Source organism: Nitrosomonas sp. JL21 (genome assembly GCF_009833095.1).
Taxonomy (GTDB): Bacteria; Pseudomonadota; Gammaproteobacteria; order Burkholderiales; family Nitrosomonadaceae; genus Nitrosomonas.
The window spans coordinates 20,084-35,433 of sequence record NZ_QRCB01000027.1 but is presented as its reverse complement, the minus strand read 5'-3'; the positions used below and the strand labels follow the sequence as shown (position 1 = coordinate 35,433).

General features: G+C 50.8%; 18 protein-coding genes. 9 read left to right on the top strand and 9 right to left on the bottom strand.

All coding sequences use genetic code 11. From position 1 onward, the window contains the following. Positions 1-14 precede the first annotated feature (14 nt). Together ABF87_RS09345 and ABF87_RS09340 are read left to right on the top strand one after the other, a co-directional pair. Positions 15-1,994 carry an amidohydrolase gene (locus ABF87_RS09345; protein WP_160828861.1) on the top strand — a complete coding sequence of 660 codons (1,980 nt, stop codon included), beginning with the start codon at positions 15-17 and terminating at the stop codon, positions 1,992-1,994. Beyond that, positions 1,900-3,699 (top strand): MFS transporter, encoded by a 1,800-nt coding sequence (locus tag ABF87_RS09340; RefSeq protein WP_240143615.1) that lies wholly within the window; start codon positions 1,900-1,902, stop codon positions 3,697-3,699. Before ABF87_RS09345 ends, ABF87_RS09340 begins: the two co-directional genes overlap by 95 nt. 12 nt (positions 3,700-3,711) lie before the next feature. On the opposite strand, the gene dnaB is transcribed toward ABF87_RS09340, so the two are convergent. From dnaB to rpsF, 5 genes are all read right to left on the bottom strand, one after another. Beyond that, the gene (gene dnaB, locus ABF87_RS09335) at positions 3,712-5,100 is read right to left on the bottom strand and encodes a replicative DNA helicase (RefSeq protein WP_160828860.1); all 1,389 of its coding nucleotides are present in this window, start codon (positions 5,098-5,100) and stop codon (positions 3,712-3,714) included. Between the two features lie 126 nt (positions 5,101-5,226). Next, positions 5,227-5,682 (bottom strand): 50S ribosomal protein L9, encoded by a 456-nt coding sequence (rplI, locus tag ABF87_RS09330; protein ID WP_160828859.1) that lies wholly within the window; start codon positions 5,680-5,682, stop codon positions 5,227-5,229. A gap of 11 nt (positions 5,683-5,693) precedes the next feature. Further along, on the bottom strand, positions 5,694-5,975 hold the full coding sequence (gene rpsR / locus ABF87_RS09325) for a 30S ribosomal protein S18 (protein ID WP_160828858.1): 282 nt from the start codon (positions 5,973-5,975) through the stop codon (positions 5,694-5,696). 20 nt (positions 5,976-5,995) lie between these two features. Next, positions 5,996-6,292 (bottom strand): primosomal replication protein N, encoded by a 297-nt coding sequence (priB, locus tag ABF87_RS09320; RefSeq protein ID WP_160828857.1) that lies wholly within the window; start codon positions 6,290-6,292, stop codon positions 5,996-5,998. Between the two features lie 11 nt (positions 6,293-6,303). Further along, the gene (rpsF, locus tag ABF87_RS09315; RefSeq protein ID WP_160828856.1) at positions 6,304-6,717 is read right to left on the bottom strand and encodes a 30S ribosomal protein S6; all 414 of its coding nucleotides are present in this window, start codon (positions 6,715-6,717) and stop codon (positions 6,304-6,306) included. Between the two features lie 250 nt (positions 6,718-6,967). Between rpsF and ABF87_RS09310 the strand changes: the two genes are divergently transcribed. From ABF87_RS09310 to ABF87_RS09280, 7 genes are all read left to right on the top strand, one after another. Beyond that, the gene (locus ABF87_RS09310) at positions 6,968-7,561 is read left to right on the top strand and encodes an aminodeoxychorismate/anthranilate synthase component II (RefSeq protein WP_160828855.1); all 594 of its coding nucleotides are present in this window, start codon (positions 6,968-6,970) and stop codon (positions 7,559-7,561) included. After that, positions 7,558-8,598 (top strand): anthranilate phosphoribosyltransferase, encoded by a 1,041-nt coding sequence (trpD, locus tag ABF87_RS09305; RefSeq protein ID WP_160828854.1) that lies wholly within the window; start codon positions 7,558-7,560, stop codon positions 8,596-8,598. The genes ABF87_RS09310 and trpD overlap by 4 nt, the downstream gene beginning before the upstream one ends. After that, entirely contained in the window at positions 8,591-9,439 is an 849-nt protein-coding gene (gene trpC, locus ABF87_RS09300; protein ID WP_160828853.1) for an indole-3-glycerol phosphate synthase TrpC, read from the top strand. The genes trpD and trpC overlap by 8 nt, the downstream gene beginning before the upstream one ends. A gap of 174 nt (positions 9,440-9,613) precedes the next feature. Then, on the top strand, positions 9,614-10,447 hold the full coding sequence (locus ABF87_RS09295; RefSeq protein ID WP_160828852.1) for an HDOD domain-containing protein: 834 nt from the start codon (positions 9,614-9,616) through the stop codon (positions 10,445-10,447). A 132-nt stretch (positions 10,448-10,579) separates the two neighbouring features. Then, positions 10,580-10,834 (top strand): Rho-binding antiterminator, encoded by a 255-nt coding sequence (locus tag ABF87_RS09290; protein WP_160828851.1) that lies wholly within the window; start codon positions 10,580-10,582, stop codon positions 10,832-10,834. A 123-nt stretch (positions 10,835-10,957) separates the two neighbouring features. Next, a complete protein-coding gene (gene mutY / locus ABF87_RS09285) occupies positions 10,958-12,022 on the top strand; it encodes an A/G-specific adenine glycosylase (RefSeq protein ID WP_160828850.1) in 1,065 nt (354 codons plus the stop codon). Further along, positions 12,015-12,608 (top strand): 5-formyltetrahydrofolate cyclo-ligase, encoded by a 594-nt coding sequence (locus ABF87_RS09280; RefSeq protein WP_160828849.1) that lies wholly within the window; start codon positions 12,015-12,017, stop codon positions 12,606-12,608. The genes mutY and ABF87_RS09280 overlap by 8 nt, the downstream gene beginning before the upstream one ends. 164 nt (positions 12,609-12,772) lie before the next feature. Here the strand turns inward: ABF87_RS09280 and ABF87_RS09275 are convergent, their stop codons facing one another. The 4 genes from ABF87_RS09275 to raiA all read right to left on the bottom strand — a co-directional run bounded on the left by ABF87_RS09275 (position 12,773) and on the right by raiA (position 15,337). Then, positions 12,773-13,387 carry a flavin prenyltransferase UbiX gene (locus ABF87_RS09275; protein WP_160828901.1) on the bottom strand — a complete coding sequence of 205 codons (615 nt, stop codon included), beginning with the start codon at positions 13,385-13,387 and terminating at the stop codon, positions 12,773-12,775. Between the two features lie 125 nt (positions 13,388-13,512). Further along, complete coding sequence (hprK, locus tag ABF87_RS09270) at positions 13,513-14,466, bottom strand: HPr(Ser) kinase/phosphatase (RefSeq protein WP_160828848.1); 954 nt, start codon at positions 14,464-14,466, stop codon at positions 13,513-13,515. Then, entirely contained in the window at positions 14,453-14,920 is a 468-nt protein-coding gene (locus ABF87_RS09265; RefSeq protein ID WP_160828847.1) for a PTS sugar transporter subunit IIA, read from the bottom strand. Before ABF87_RS09265 ends, hprK begins: the two co-directional genes overlap by 14 nt. A gap of 90 nt (positions 14,921-15,010) precedes the next feature. Beyond that, positions 15,011-15,337 (bottom strand): ribosome-associated translation inhibitor RaiA, encoded by a 327-nt coding sequence (gene raiA, locus ABF87_RS09260; RefSeq protein ID WP_160828846.1) that lies wholly within the window; start codon positions 15,335-15,337, stop codon positions 15,011-15,013. Between the last annotated feature and the right edge of the window lie 13 nt (positions 15,338-15,350).

The window sequence follows — 15,350 nt, the reverse complement described above, 5'->3', positions numbered from 1 at the left end:
AAAGGCGAGGAAACATGGGGAACAGCGCGGTAAACCAACACCGGCGCCGTATTCTGCAAGCAGCCGGAGCATCTTTATTGCTTTCGAAAGCTGGCGTGCTTGCTGAAACTTCTGGAGGAACATCAATGCAGAACCCAAAAGCCCAATTGATACTGCGCAACGGCCGATTCGCCACGCTCGACCGCCAGAATCCCCACGCCACCGCAGTCGCGATCGCAAATGGTCAATTCATTGCAGTAGCTAGCGATGATGAGGTCATGCGGCTGGCTGCCAACGATACGGATGTCATCGACCTTAACCGTCGCCGTGTCATTCCAGGATTGATTGATTCGCACCTGCACTTGATCCGCGGCGGACTCAACTATAACCTGGAATTGCGCTGGGATGGCCTTCCTTCGCTGGCCGATGCGATGCGCCGCCTGAAAGAGCAGGCAGCGCGCACGCCGGCGCCCCAATGGGTGCGGGTAGTAGGGGGATTTTCCGAACTGCAGTTTGCAGAAAAACGCTTGCCCACGCTGGATGAAATCAATGCCGTGGCGCCGGATACGCCTGTTTTCATATTGCATCTGTACGACCGCGCCCTGCTGAACCGCGCCGCGCTGCGCGCTTGCGGCTACGATCGCGAGACGCCCAATCCGCCGGGCGGGTTGATCGCCAAGGACAGCCACGGCGAACCCACCGGTCTGTTGCTGGCGGAACCCAATGCACTGATTCTTTATTCAGCACTGGCCCGGGGCCCGTCATTGCCGTACGAGTACCAAATCAATTCCACGCGCCATTTCATGCGCGAAATGAATCGCCTAGGCGTAACCAGCGTCATCGATGCCGGTGGTGGCTACCAGAATTATCCCGATGATTACAAAGTCATTGAAGAACTGCACAAGACAGGCGAGCTGACATTGCGGATTGCTTACAATTTGTTCACGCAGAAGCCCAACGAAGAAATCACTGATTTTTCCAAATGGATCAAAATGATCCAACCAGGATATGGCGATCGCTATTACCGCCACAATGGCGCCGGCGAAATGCTGGTTTTCTCCGCAGCAGATTTCGAGGATTTCCGAATGCCGCGCCCGAATCTGCCTTCCGGTATGGGAAACGATCTGAGCGCCGTTGTGCGCCTCCTTGCCAGCCATCGTTGGCCGTTTCGTCTGCATGCCACCTATGATGAGACGATTTCACAAGCATTGGATGTATTCGAGCAAGTGAACCGCGAGATTCCTTTTGACGGCCTCCACTGGTTTTTTGATCATGCTGAAACGGTATCTGACCGCAACCTTGAGCGCATCGCCAAATTGGGCGGAGGCATAGCAATCCAGCATCGCATGGCGTATCAAGGCGAATATTTCGTGCAGCGTTACGGCCGCAAAGCAGCAGAGCGGACGCCACCCTACCGGCGCATGCTGGAGATGGGTGTGAACGTCGGCGCAGGCACCGATGCAACCCGGGTTGCCAGCTATGATCCATGGAATGCGCTGTACTGGCTGATCACGGGCAAAACTGTCGGCGGTCTGCCTCTATATCCTCAAGAAAATCTGATCGACCGTGAAACCGCGTTACGCCTTTATACCCACGCAAATACCTGGTTCTCCAATGAAGAAGGTGCGAAAGGACAGATTAAAACTGGCCAATATGCCGATCTGGCCGTGCTTTCCGCAGATTATTTCGAAATTCCCGACCATGAAATTCGTCAATTGGTTTCCGTGCTGACTCTGGTTGACGGCAAAATTGTTTACGCCGCTGATGAATTCAGCGGATTGGCGCCACCGCTACCGCCAGCGATGCCCGATTGGTCGCCCGTAAATCGCTTTGGCGGCTACTCCAAGTCAATAGCAGGCTCAGCACCGGTACACGCATTCGCGCCGACGGCTTGTGGCTGCGGCAATAGCTGTCTTGTGCATGGCCATGCGCATGGACGCGCTTACCAGAGTGCCGTGGCAGCCGCCGATCAAAACGGTTTCTGGGGCGCGCTGGGTTGTTCATGTTGGGTATGATGCCTGGCCGGCTTCATTTTCCCGTCACCTCACGCCCGACATTTCGCTGATGAGCCAACCTTCTGGAGCTGATACCTCGCCCGGCTCGCCTGCTGGCGCATGGGGACCCTTACAGCTTCCGGCATTCCGGATATTCTGGCTCGCATCATTAGGTTCCAATATCGGTACCTGGATCAACACAACCACATCCGGCTGGGTCATGACCGATCTGTCATCTTCTCCGGTAATGGTATCTCTGGTGCAAGCGGCTACTTCGCTACCTGTCGTGATGTTGGCACTCATAGCGGGAGCGCTCACCGATACCATTGATCACCGCCGTTATCTGATCGTCACCCAAATCTGGATGACGATGACTGCGGCCATGCTGGCTGTACTCACCGCAACGGGTCAATTGAATGCCTGGAGTTTGCTGGTTCTGACTTTTGCCCTGGGATTGGGCACGGCGATGGCAATGCCAGCCTTGAGCGCCGCCATTGCTGAACTCGTGCCCAGAAACTTGCTACCGCAAGCTGTTGTGCTGAATTCGCTGTCGATGAATGTATCACGATCGATCGGTCCTGCTATCGGCGGTTTGGTGTTGGCTCAGTTTGGCGCGTGGGTTGCTTATAGCCTCAATATGATTTCGTTCATCGGCATGATCGTCATGTTATGGTATTGGAAACGTCTGCCGGATGAGCACGCTTTACCGTCCGAACGTTTCTTACAGGCATTACGGGCCGGACTGCGTTATAGCTGGATGGCCTCATCCTTTCGTGCAGTGCTGGTTCGTGCAACCGCTTTCATTGTCTTCGCAAGCTCCGTCTGGGCTCTGCTGCCGTTGATTGCGCGGCATGAGCTTGCGGGGAACCCGGGAACATATGGTTTTTTATTGACTTCTGCCGGAATCGGCGCGGTCATTGCCGCTATCGTGCTGCCCAGCATACGCACGCAGACAACTCGCGGTCACATGGTGTTTATCGCAACCACGGTCTATGCGCTGACTACTCTGGCTATCGCGACGATCCGTAATGAAGTGGCATTGTGCGTCGTCATGGCGATTTGCGGCGCGGCTTGGCTCACGACCCTGTCATCGCTGCAAGTTGCCGCACAGATTTCTGTTCCAGCCTGGGTTCGCGGACGGGCGTTATCCCTGTATATCATGATATTTTTCGCCGGCATGACGCTGGGCAGCTTGCTATGGGGCTGGGTTGCCGCATATACCAACACACCGGTTGCAATGCTGATTTCGGCTGCTGGCGCCGTGCTCGCAGCGTTGATGGTGCGGAAATTCAGCCTCGGTTCACAGGAACCACCCGATCTTGCACCGTCTTATCATTGGTCACACCCGCTCATCGCGGAAGAACCGGACAAAAATCGCGGCCCCGTGCTGGTGACTATTGAATATAACATTGCAATAGACCGACGGGCAGATTTTCTGCAGGCGATACAATCACTGGGAATCATCCGGCGTCGGGATGGCGCGTTTGCCTGGGGCGTATTTGAGGATCTCGCTGCACCTGGCCATTATATCGAGATCTTCCAGGTCGATTCCTGGCTGGACCATCTACGACAGCATGCGCGCATCACCCGAGAAGATCAGCGCATCCAGGAAGCGATCAATCGTTTTCATATCGGTGTGACGGCGCCGAAGGTCTCTCATTTTGCCGGCGGAACCCCAGCTTCTTCCACTTCCCATGAGTCGGTAACAACCAACTCAATTCCCTAAGCCTGATCAAGATCAATAGTATTCGGGTCTGGCATAGTTCTCAAACCGGGTGTATTCGCCCAAGAAGGTCAGATCCACCTTGCCGATGGGCCCATTCCGTTGCTTGCCAATGATGATCTCGGCGATACCTTTGTCCGCAGAATCGGGGTTGTAAACCTCATCGCGGTAAATGAACAGAATGACATCGGCGTCCTGTTCGATCGCTCCCGATTCGCGCAGATCAGACATCACCGGCCGTTTATTCGGGCGCTGCTCCAGACTTCGATTCAGTTGTGACAATGCAACCACAGGCACTTTCAATTCTTTCGCCAGGCCCTTCAAAGCACGCGAAATTTCCGATATTTCAGTGGCACGATTTTCACCAGGACTACTCGATGACATGAGTTGCAGATAGTCGACGACGATCAACCCCAGCTCGCCATATTGCCGGTACAACCGCCGGGCGCGCGCCCTCAATTCCAGCGCATTCAACGCAGCAGTCTCATCGATGAATATGGGTGCTTCATTCAACTTGCCCAGCGCGTGCGTAAGCTTCGGCCAATCTTCATCATCCAACCGGCCGGTGCGCACTTTATGTTGATCGAGCTTGCCGACAGACCCCAGCATACGCATCGCCAGTTGCGCTCCTCCCATTTCCATGCTGAACACCGCGACCGGTTTGTTCAATTCCAACGCCACATTCTCGGCGATATTCAATGAAAATGCCGTTTTCCCCATCGATGGGCGGCCTGCGACGATAATCAGATCGCCGGGTTGAAGTCCGGAGGTCTTTTGATCCAGATCGTAGAAACCCGACGCAATACCGGTCACATTACTAGGATTGTCTTGATTGTAGAGCAGTTCGATCCGCTCAACGACCTGTTTCAACAACGGTTGAATATCGATGAACCCTTGCTTGCCGCGCGCGCCTTCTTCAGCAATTTCAAAAACCTTTGCCTCTGCTTCATCAAGCAAGTCTGCCGCAGTACGGCCGATTGGATTATAGGCGGAATCGGTAATCTGCACGCCGATCTGCGCCAGATTGCGCATAATCGAGCGTTCCCGGACGATTTCGGCGTAACGTTTGATGTTTGCTGCTGAAGGCGTGTTTTGCACGATGGTGCCGATGTAAGCGAGTCCACCGATCGTTTGCAGTTCGGCCGACGTTTCGAGAGATTCGGCTACCGTAATCACATCCGCCGGCTTGTTCTGATCAATCAATTTACAGATATGATGATAGATCAGCCGATGATCGTTACGGTAAAAATCGTGATCGGTAATGACGTCAGCCACTTTCTCCCAGGCACTGTTATCGAGCATCAACCCACCGAGAACGGACTGCTCGCTCTCAATCGAGTGCGGCGGCGTTTTATAGGGATCTGCGAGTTGATCTGGATAAAGACTGATGGATGATTGTGCCATGGCTGAGCGGAATCCAAGAGAAGAACGTTTGATTCTATCATTTGCTGACCGCAAGCTGATCAGCAAAATAAAAAAAGGACTACCAAAATTTCAATAGTCCTTTTTATACAATGGCATTCAGAAACGCTACAGCATGGCTTCGCCCAGCACGGATACAGTGATGGTCGCCGTCACGTCGCTGTGCAGCGAAATGGTCAGCGGATAATCTCCTACTTGTTTTAGTTGGCCATGCGGCATACGTATCATCGCGCGTTCGATAGCGAAACCCTGCGCGGCGAGCGCCTCGGCAATATTTGCATTGTTGACCGAGCCGAATAATTTGCCATCATTGCCGGTTTTCTGGGTTATCTGCACCAATAATCCATCCAATTTGTCAGCAATCGCCTGCGCAGCAGCTACCGACGCTGCTTGAATTTTCTCAAGTTCAGCCCGTTTGGTCTGAAATTCTGCAATCGCCTGTTCCGTGGCACGTTTGGCCTTTCCCTGCGGGATCAGATAATTGCGTGCGAAGCCACTCTTCACATTGACGATATCCCCTAATTGCCCAAGATTGGCAATCTTTTCCATCAAAATAATTTGCATGTCATGACTCCTTAATGCTGATCAGTGTAGGGCAACAGCGCCAGAAAACGCGCTCTTTCCACGGCTGTCCCGAGCTGGCGTTGATAAAAGGCGCGAGTGCCGGTAATGCGCGCAGGAATGATCTTGCCATTCTCACTGATGAAATCTTTCAATATTTCAATGTCCTTATAATCCACCTGCTTGATTCCTTCCGCGCTAAAGCGGCAAAACTTCTTACGCTTGAACAAGGGGCGATTGGCTTTTTTGTCTCTTTCTTTATCCTTGCTGTCTTTACGCCGTGTAAATCGTGTCATTTTATTTCCTATTGTATTGTTTATATAAGAGCAACCTGCTGAGCATGCAAAACGAGCTGATGATCCTTGTGACTCTTTCGATTGAGGAAACCGGTCAATTTAAGTCTGCTCTCGATTTGGAATTCAGCAATCGTCATTGCCAGCTGGCCGAGAGCGACGGCATGAATTTCACATCGTATTTGCCGGGCCACGCCGGCTTCAATTTGCCGAGATAAATGATCGACGGTAAATTCGATCACGGCAACACCCGCCGGAGAATATCGCAAGATACCTAATTTATTGATTCTTCCACAAATAATGGTGTGATTGCAATCCAATGCTACTTAGCTTATGCAGAAGCGCTCGCTTCTTCGGCGATATCATCCGAGTCAGAATCATCCGCGCTTATATCGGGATTTTGCGTACCCGTAGAGCTCGCTCGCTCTTCCTGACGCATCATCGGCGACGGTTCCGTAACCGGGCCGTTCGTTCTGATGGTCAGATGACGGAGCACCGCATCACTGAATTTAAACGCGTGTTCCAGATCATTCAACGCTTCCTGGTCACATTCGATATTCATCAGGACATAATGCGCTTTGTGGACTTTCTGAATCAAATAAGCAAGTTGGCGGCGCCCCCAATCTTCGACGCGATGGATTTTGCCATTCTTTGCGGTAACGATGCCACGATAGCGTTCGATCATTGCAGGGACTTGTTCACTCTGATCAGGATGAACAATAAAAACTATTTCGTAATGTCGCATAGGTTCCTTATGGGTAAAGCCTCTCAAGGATTTTGATGAGGCAAGGTTTGAAAAGTCGCTTATTTTACTGAATTAACGGGGCAATATCAAATGCCCGCAACCGCAGTCATGCGATGAATCAACACTCGCACCCGTTGAACTGGTAAAATTCGGCTATTTTTATTCAGTCAGTTCAGGAAGATTCGTCCATGCTGTGAGTCTTCATCAGCAGCACAGAATAATAGCCACTACAAACACAGCGTTGATTCATATGTTACTAATGATTGATAACTACGACTCCTTTACCTATAACCTCGTGCAATATTTTTCCGAGCTGGGTGAAGAGGTCGTCGTGTATCGAAATGACGAAATCACCGTAGAGAAAATTTCCCAGCTTAGTCCTGCGCGTATTGTGATTTCCCCTGGGCCTTGCACCCCTAACGAAGCGGGAGTATCGCTGGCAGTGATCAATCAGTTCAGTCAGCACATCCCGGTGCTGGGTGTCTGTTTGGGGCACCAGAGCATTGGACAGGCATTTGGCGGACGGGTTATCCATGCCAAGCAGCTCATGCATGGAAAAACCTCACCCATTTTTCATCATAATGTCGGCGTCTTCGAGAACTTGCCCAATCCATTTATCGCCACTCGTTATCATTCACTGGTAGTGGAACGTTCGACGTTGCCCGATTGCCTCGAGGTTACGGCATGGACCGAAGACGGCGAAATCATGGGAATACGGCATAAGACGCTGGCGATCGAAGGCATCCAGTTTCATCCCGAATCGATCTTGAGCGAACATGGCCATCAAATGCTGGAAAATTTTCTTCATCGCGCCGTGAAACAATCCAGCAAGGTAAACAAATGACGCCCCAGCAAGCGCTGCATCGCATCATTGCTCATCAACACCTCGCACATGACGAGATGATATCGCTGATGCGGCAAATCATGCAGGGGGAGATTTCACCCGTTCTGATTGCCGGCATCATCATTGGGTTGCGGGTAAAAAATGAAACTATCGAAGAAATTACCGCTGCTGCCAGAGTCATGCGGGAACTGGCCACTAGCGTCGAGGTTCCGGAACAGGCACATTTGGTCGACACCTGTGGCACCGGAGGCGATGCCGCCCACACCTTCAATATCTCAACCGCATCGGCCTTCGTGGCGGCCGCTGCGGGCGCTCGTGTCGCCAAGCATGGCGGCAGATCCGTTTCGAGCAAATCAGGGAGCGCCGATGTGCTGGAAGCATTGGGCGTTAACTTGAACCAGACACCTCAGCAAGTTGCTCGAAGCATTCAGGACATCGGTGTGGGTTTCATGTTTGCGCCTCATTACCATGCCGCAATGAAACATGCAGCACCCGTTCGGCGCGAGCTGGGCATCAAGACCTTATTCAATATTCTTGGGCCGCTGACCAATCCGGCGCAGGCCAAACGGCAGGTACTGGGCGTATTCAGCGCGGAACTGGTGGAAACTTTGGCTCATGTTCTGCAGCAACTGGGCAGTCAGCACGTACTGATCGTACATGGCAAAGATGGCTTGGATGAGATCTCGATAACCGGCGAAACACATATCGGCGAATTGAAAAATGACAGAGTCACCACCTATACCATCAAGCCGGAAGACTTCGGTTTGAAAACAGCCGCTATCGAAGCCATTCAAGTCAATGATAGCAAGCATGCAAAAAAAATGCTGATGTCGGTACTGGAAAACGTACCCGGCCCAGCGCGGGACATCGTGCTATTGAATGCCGGCGCCGCTATTTACGCCGCCGGACTCACCCGTACTCTCGACGATGGCGTCGACGCAGCGCGTCAAGCCATTGAAAGTGGCGCCGCGCTGCACAAGCTTCAGCAGCTTGTGGAATTTACCCAGAAAAACGCTATCGAATCTTCTAATGTCTGATATTTTAGAAAAAATTCTCGCAGTAAAAAAGCAAGAAATTCACGCAGCCAAAGCGGCAACGTCATATACCTCTCTTCTCGATGAGGCGCGAATGAATTCCCGTCCACGCAATTTTGTAGCCGCCATTCGCAATAAAATCGCCACTGGACAATCAGCGGTCATTGCCGAAATCAAACAAGCCAGCCCCAGTAAAGGACGATTGCGCGGCCGTACCTCGGAAACCGACACACAATCTTTGATATTTTCCCCTGCCGAGATAGCGAAAACCTACGCCCGGCATGGCGCTGCTTGTCTATCCGTGTTGACGGACCGGCAGTTTTTCATGGGAAGCGCGGAATATCTGCAGGAAGCACGCTCCGCTTGTTCACTGCCGGTATTGCGCAAGGATTTCATGCTGGACGATTACCAAGTTGCGGAAGCCCGTGTCATGGATGCCGATTGTATTTTATTGATCGTCAGCGCCTTTTTATTGGAACATCGCAATACGCCTGCTGATTCCCTGGCGCATATGCAGAAACTGGAATCTTTAGCCCATGCTTTGAACATGTCCGTTCTGGTAGAAGTCCATGATGCAGTGGAGCTGGAACTGGCCCTGCAATTGACCACGCCACTGATCGGCATCAATAACCGTAATTTGCATACCTTCAGCACCTCTTTGCAAACCACTCTGGAATTACTGGATAAGATTCCGTCAAATAAAATTGTCGTTACCGAGAGCGGTATTCATTCCCCCGCGGATGTTGCACTCATGCGCAGCAATCAAGTCAGCACATTTCTTGTCGGCGAAGCTTTCATGCGTGCTGAAGATCCTGGTATTGAACTGGAGCGATTGTTCTTCTGAGGATTCTGAAGTACTCTGGCGTTTGGACAGCGTGCAATGCAATAGACGCTTCGTCAAATTTATCCTAGCCATTCCTATAAGGCTGTCAACACAGCCTAATCGTTGAATATTATCTAAAGATCGCATAATGTCATGTCGTTTAAAGCACATGATATTCCAGCTCAGGAGTCAACCATGCGATTACCCGTTAAAAACAAATTATCAGAGTGGGTCAGTTTTCTGACTAAAACAGAAATTCCTGTTCTCAGACAAACTGCACGCAATATCACCCTGCTGGAACAGGATGACAAGCATTTGAATGCCCGCAGTCTTGCCCATGTGGTAAAAAACGATCCGCTCATGACGGCGAAGCTCTTGCGTTATCTCCAGCAGCACAAACACCGCTGTCAGGAACATGATGTCGTGGAAGTCGAGCAAATGATCATGATGCTGGGATTGGAAACGACATTAAATAAGGTATCGCCCAAACCACTGGTCGAAGAAGTTCTTGGCCGTGGTCATATGAATAACCTGGTATATCTATTGAAAACCACTCATCGCGCCCATGTAGCATCATCCTATGCATTTGATTGGGCGGTTCGTTTGCATGATCTGCATTTCGAAGAAATTCGCATCACCGCGCTATTGCATGACATTTCGGAAATACTGATGTGGTGCTTTGCACCCGATGACATGCTGAAAATAAAGAATATGCAAAAACAGGACAAAACCATACGCAGCGCAGCAGCACAAGAAAGCATATTCGGTTTCTCATTGAATCAATTGCAGTATGAACTCGCAGTTAAATGGAAATTGCCTCAGTTGCTGATGACGGTCATGGATCCGAGCTGCTCGAACCAACAGCGGGTGCGCAATGTGAATTACGCGGTCAATTTGGCCCGGCATTCCGCCAATGGATGGGACGATGCCGCTTTGCCGGATGATTATGACGATATTGCCAGACTGCTGCATTTGCAGCCGACCGAGGTCATGACCATCGTTGGCGCCGTGGATAAACCAAAGGATTAACCACTGCTGTTTGATCCGCTGCACTGAATTTTCTCCTTCCCTTCCTCTGTTCTGCCTCATTGAATCTCACACACGGCCTTGTCAGTGACCGAGGTATCGTATAACGTGTAACTTTTCACCCGAGGAATTTCCATGACTCAAGATATCATTTCATGTGAACTGCACGATTTTGTCGAAGTTGCGTGCATGTATGGTTATCAAGTCAGGCTGACTTTAAAAAATGGCCACACCATAGAAGGCAAGGCGATCGACATCGTCACTTCAGTTGAAAAAAGCGAATGTTTGGTGATCGATAGCGATACACGTCAACATATTGACTTGACTGAACTGGCAAAAATGCAGGTACTCAATCCGAATGCCAAATTCAGCGAAGTTAAGTTCGATTGACGCTCACAATCCTTCTGCTTCTTTTTTCATTTTTATCGCTCTTCGATATAACGCTGAATGAAGACATTGAACAATTGATTCATCACGTCCGATTCACTCCTGACCATCAGTGCAACCCCTAAGATGCCGTCTGTCGCACAGCAATTAATCCATTGGCATGAACACCACGGTCGCCATCACCTGCCTTGGCAAAAAAGTCGCGATCCGTACACGATCTGGTTATCAGAAATCATGTTGCAACAAACCCAGGTCACCACGGTGATTCCTTATTACCAACGATTCTTGCAGGAATTCCCCACTATTCGCAATCTCGCTCAAGCCCCGCTGGATTCAGTGCTGGCGTTATGGAGCGGTCTGGGTTATTACTCGCGCGCGCGCAATCTGCATCAGGCGGCGCGCATTCTCGTGCAGGACTATCAAGGACAATTTCCTGATACGCGCGAAGTGATCCAGCAGCTTCCCGGCATCGGCCGTTCAACAGCCGCCGCCATCGCCGTGTTTGCATTTCGGAAACGGGAAGCGATCCTCGATGGCAACGTCAAGCGGATTTTTGCACGTTATTTTGGTATTTCCGGGTATCCCGGCAATGCCGTCATTCAGAACCAATTATGGCAAAAAGCTGAAGAACTGTTACCGCTCAATAATTTTGCGGGTGAAATTGAAACCTATACGCAAGCTTTGATGGATCTAGGTGCGATCGTCTGCACGCGCCGCAATCCTCTGTGTGGCCTGTGCCCGCTCAAGCGAGACTGCATCGCGCACGCCGAGAACACCATCGCTCAGCTTCCGACTCCCAGAACCCGCAAACCCCTGCCTCAAAAAGAAGTTATCTTTTTGATCCTCATGCAGCAGCAGAAGGTATTGCTGCAGAAAAGACCTCCCAGCGGTATCTGGGGTGCATTATGGTGCTTGCCTGAAATCGAAACCGGCAGCGATGTGTTCAGTTTTTGCCAGCGTCAATGGGGACTTGCCATCGAATCATCCCGCACGCTTCCCATCCTCGATCACCAGTTCACACATTTTAAACTCCGTATTCATCCACAGGTGCTGCATGTCATAACCGATGCATCTGCCGAGACCGACCAGTTCATCTGGATCAGCCCCATCGATGCGCTCGATCAAGCCATCCCTGCTCCGGTCAGAACATTGCTGACGCAAAATGTGTTATCGGATGTAAGCCATGGATAATTTGTCGGAATGGAAAAAACAGCAGCGCCAACGCTTGATCCTAGCCCGCGAAGCAATCTCACCAGCCGTTCATCGCCAGTGGAGTGCAGCCATCTCCGCCCTGCTCATGCAACTTCTGCCAGTATCACAGGGATTGACGCTGGGAATTTATTGGCCCTTCCGCGGTGAATATGATCCGCGGCAGTTCGCCGAACAATTGAGACAACAAGACACCGTGTTTGCCCTCCCCGAGGTCATCGACAGAAACAGTCCATTATGCTTCCGCGAATGGTCATCTGATACGCCCATGAAAAACGGCGCATATGGCATTCCAGTACCCATCGATACCCACATTGTCAAACTCGATGCAGTATGCATACCCATGGTGGGGTTTGATCGGCAGGGTTACCGGCTGGGCTATGGCAGTGGCTATTTTGATCGCACGTTGGCGGACTATTATCCGCAACCGCTGACCATCGGCATTGCATTCGAGATGCAGCGGCTCGATAGTGTACACCCCCAACCCCATGATATCGCAATGCATTACATCGTAACCGAAGCCGGTATTTTTAAAACACCACATCCCGCGCCAAAATCCCCCGAATAAGGAATGAATCGCTGAGGAAATGCGAAAAAAGTCACGAACAACAATCGGGCAGGATGTCATCAACAGAAAAGCACAATTCCCATCCAATAAACGAACCTGTTGAGCCAGGCTTCGGCATGGAATGATCGAATAAGCGTTTGCTGAGAGACTCATGTAAAACGCGATTATCTCTCAGATCCCCATCGTGGCATCAAGGCGTGTTCAACGCCAAGATGGTCAAGAACGCGCGCCACCACGAAATCCACCATATCCTGAATGGTCTGCGGATGGTGATAAAAACCTGGATTGGCTGGCAAGATCGTAACCCCGCATCGTGCAAGCTTGAGCATGTTTTCCAGGTGTATGGTTGAAAAAGGCGTTTCGCGCGGCACGATGATAAGCGGACGACTCTCCTTCAGCATCACATCCGCCGCCCGCTCGATGAGTTTCTGGCTCATCCCTGCCGCAATTGCCGCCAGCGCTCCCATACTGCATGGACAAATCACCATCGCATCCGCTGGATTGGAACCGGACGCGACCGGCGCAAACCATTCCTCTCGTCCGAAAATCCGTAGCTGTCCTTCAGGCAGATTATAAAGCTGATTAAAAAACAACTCGGCTTCCTGCGGACGTGATGGCAGACTCATGTCCATTTCCTGCTGCGCGACGATCTGCGCCACTTGGGAATAGAGCAGGTAGACTTGCCGATCGGCGGCCAGCAGGCGTTCCAGCAGGCGAATTCCATACGGCATTCCCGATGCACCGGTCAATGCCAGCGTAATTATTTGCGGATTTTGCATCATCATTTGCCCAAATCCCTGGAATTTTGTTCGTCGAGACGAAGGCGAACCTCAAAATGAATTACTAGAAAAACTCTGAAAAACTACTGCGCTTGACTGCCACTGGCATTTTGTTCAGCGCTTTCCTAGTGTTTGTCGGTTGAGTCATTTTCCATGGCTTGATCATGGCGCTCAATAAAATCCTTGGTGCTATCGATACCCCTTAATTGCAGCACATAGTTCCGTACTGCAGCTTCGACCAGAACGGCCAGATTCCGCCCCGCCGCCACTGGAATGATCACCTTGCGGATATCGACACTCATGATGTTCTCATTCAGATTACTAAGCGGCAATCGTTCTAATTGACTGGCATCGGTGCCGCCGCTATTCTGCAGATGAACGATCAATTTCATGTTCTTATGCCGCCGCACTGCCGTCTCGCCAAAAATCGTGCGGATATTCAGCATGCCGAGTCCCCGGACTTCGAGATAATCCCTTAACATCGGCGGACAACGGCCTTCCAGTGTCTCGGGTGCAATGCGCCGTAATTCGACGACATCATCCGCCACCAAGCCATGACCCCGGCTAATCAATTCCAGCGCCAGTTCGCTCTTGCCCACACCGCTTTCGCCAGTAATCAACACACCCATGCCCAGCACATCCAGAAGCACGCCATGCAAACTGCACGAGGGAGCCAGTACGCTTCCCAGGTAAGTACGTATCACCCAGATGATTTCCAGGCTGGGATGAGGCGACCGCCACAAGGGAATGTTCGAGGTGCTGGCCATCTGAAGTATGGAGTCAGGAACTTCCGAATGATCGGCAACAATCAAGCACGCTAGATTACTGTGAGTAAGTTGGCTGAGTTTTTTTTCAAGCGAAGCAGGTTCAAGTTTATTGAGATAGTGAATTTCATCACTACTCAACACTTGTATCCAATCCGGGTGAATGAAATTCAAATGGCCAATCATCCCCTGCCCTGATTTGCCGATCTCATCATCGCTGAGTTCGATGGCACCGCCTTCTTGGCCCGCTATCCAACTCAGACCGAGTTTTTCTTTCTTATCCTCAAATAGCTGCGCAATGCTAATTCGTGACATTCGGTTCCCAATCAGCAATGAGTTTGTGGATTTCCGTGGCATCCTTGCTGCGCAGGATGTTATCGCGGAATTGTTTGTCACTGAACATCTGCGCCAGTTCGCTTAAAATTTGCAGATGCTTGTCGGTCGCTTTCTCCGGCACCAACAAAATACACGCGATATTTACCGGCTGGCCATCAGGCGCATCGAATGGGATGGCTTCCTTCATCGTTACCAAAGCCGCCACCGCCTCGCGCAAACCCTTGATTCGACCATGAGGGATGGCCACGCCCTGACCCAGACCGGTAGATCCCAGTTTCTCGCGGGCAAACAAGCTATCAAATACCTGGCTGCGAGCAATCTGATTGGTATTTTCAAATAGCAAACCGGCTTGCTCAAACACTCGTTTCTTACTGGCGACATCCAGATCAACGATGACGTTGGATGGTGGTAATAATTGCGAAATTAAATTCATGAAAAAGATCGACTCAATCAAATGCTAAAAAGAAATCTTACGGCGTATCGCCGATGCGCTGCCAAGCCACGATGGTATGCGTATGATTTCTTATTGCTCGAAATCCTGATCTTTGAGTGCGCCGTGATTACGGCGTTCAAGATTCTTTTCCTTGTGCTTGAGTATTTGCCGGTCCAGTTTGTCTACCAGGCTGTCAATGGAGGCATACATATCTTCACTGTCGGTCTCGACAAAAATATCTTTTCCCCTTACGTGAACATTGGCTTCAGCTTTTTGTTTTAGTTTTTCTACCGATAAAATAACGCTGACATCAATGACATGGTCAAAATGACGTGTAATTTTACTGATCTTTGAAATGACATATTCACGCATTGATTCGGTAATTTCCACATGATTGCCAGTAAGTTTGAGATTCATATTCTTCCTTTAT

Excerpts from the sequence above, each read along its gene's own strand:
- ABF87_RS09310 (WP_160828855.1), top strand. The coding sequence starts at position 6,968 with ATGTTACTAATGATTGATAACTACGACTCCTTTACCTATAACCTCGTG.
- ABF87_RS09290 (WP_160828851.1), top strand. The coding sequence starts at position 10,580 with ATGACTCAAGATATCATTTCATGTGAACTGCACGATTTTGTCGAAGTT.
- hprK (WP_160828848.1), bottom strand. The coding sequence starts at position 14,466 with ATGTCACGAATTAGCATTGCGCAGCTATTTGAGGATAAGAAAGAAAAA.
- ABF87_RS09275 (WP_160828901.1), bottom strand. The coding sequence starts at position 13,387 with ATGCAAAATCCGCAAATAATTACGCTGGCATTGACCGGTGCATCGGGA.
- ABF87_RS09340 (WP_240143615.1), top strand. The coding sequence starts at position 1,900 with ATGGCCATGCGCATGGACGCGCTTACCAGAGTGCCGTGGCAGCCGCCG.
- ABF87_RS09265 (WP_160828847.1), bottom strand. The coding sequence starts at position 14,920 with ATGAATTTAATTTCGCAATTATTACCACCATCCAACGTCATCGTTGAT.
- dnaB (WP_160828860.1), bottom strand. The coding sequence starts at position 5,100 with ATGGCACAATCATCCATCAGTCTTTATCCAGATCAACTCGCAGATCCC.
- rplI (WP_160828859.1), bottom strand. The coding sequence starts at position 5,682 with ATGCAAATTATTTTGATGGAAAAGATTGCCAATCTTGGGCAATTAGGG.
- rpsF (WP_160828856.1), bottom strand. The coding sequence starts at position 6,717 with ATGCGACATTACGAAATAGTTTTTATTGTTCATCCTGATCAGAGTGAA.
- ABF87_RS09345 (WP_160828861.1), top strand. The coding sequence starts at position 15 with ATGGGGAACAGCGCGGTAAACCAACACCGGCGCCGTATTCTGCAAGCA.
- rpsR (WP_160828858.1), bottom strand. The coding sequence starts at position 5,975 with ATGACACGATTTACACGGCGTAAAGACAGCAAGGATAAAGAAAGAGAC.
- trpC (WP_160828853.1), top strand. The coding sequence starts at position 8,591 with ATGTCTGATATTTTAGAAAAAATTCTCGCAGTAAAAAAGCAAGAAATT.
- raiA (WP_160828846.1), bottom strand. The coding sequence starts at position 15,337 with ATGAATCTCAAACTTACTGGCAATCATGTGGAAATTACCGAATCAATG.
- ABF87_RS09280 (WP_160828849.1), top strand. The coding sequence starts at position 12,015 with ATGGATAATTTGTCGGAATGGAAAAAACAGCAGCGCCAACGCTTGATC.
- mutY (WP_160828850.1), top strand. The coding sequence starts at position 10,958 with ATGCCGTCTGTCGCACAGCAATTAATCCATTGGCATGAACACCACGGT.
- trpD (WP_160828854.1), top strand. The coding sequence starts at position 7,558 with ATGACGCCCCAGCAAGCGCTGCATCGCATCATTGCTCATCAACACCTC.
- ABF87_RS09295 (WP_160828852.1), top strand. The coding sequence starts at position 9,614 with ATGCGATTACCCGTTAAAAACAAATTATCAGAGTGGGTCAGTTTTCTG.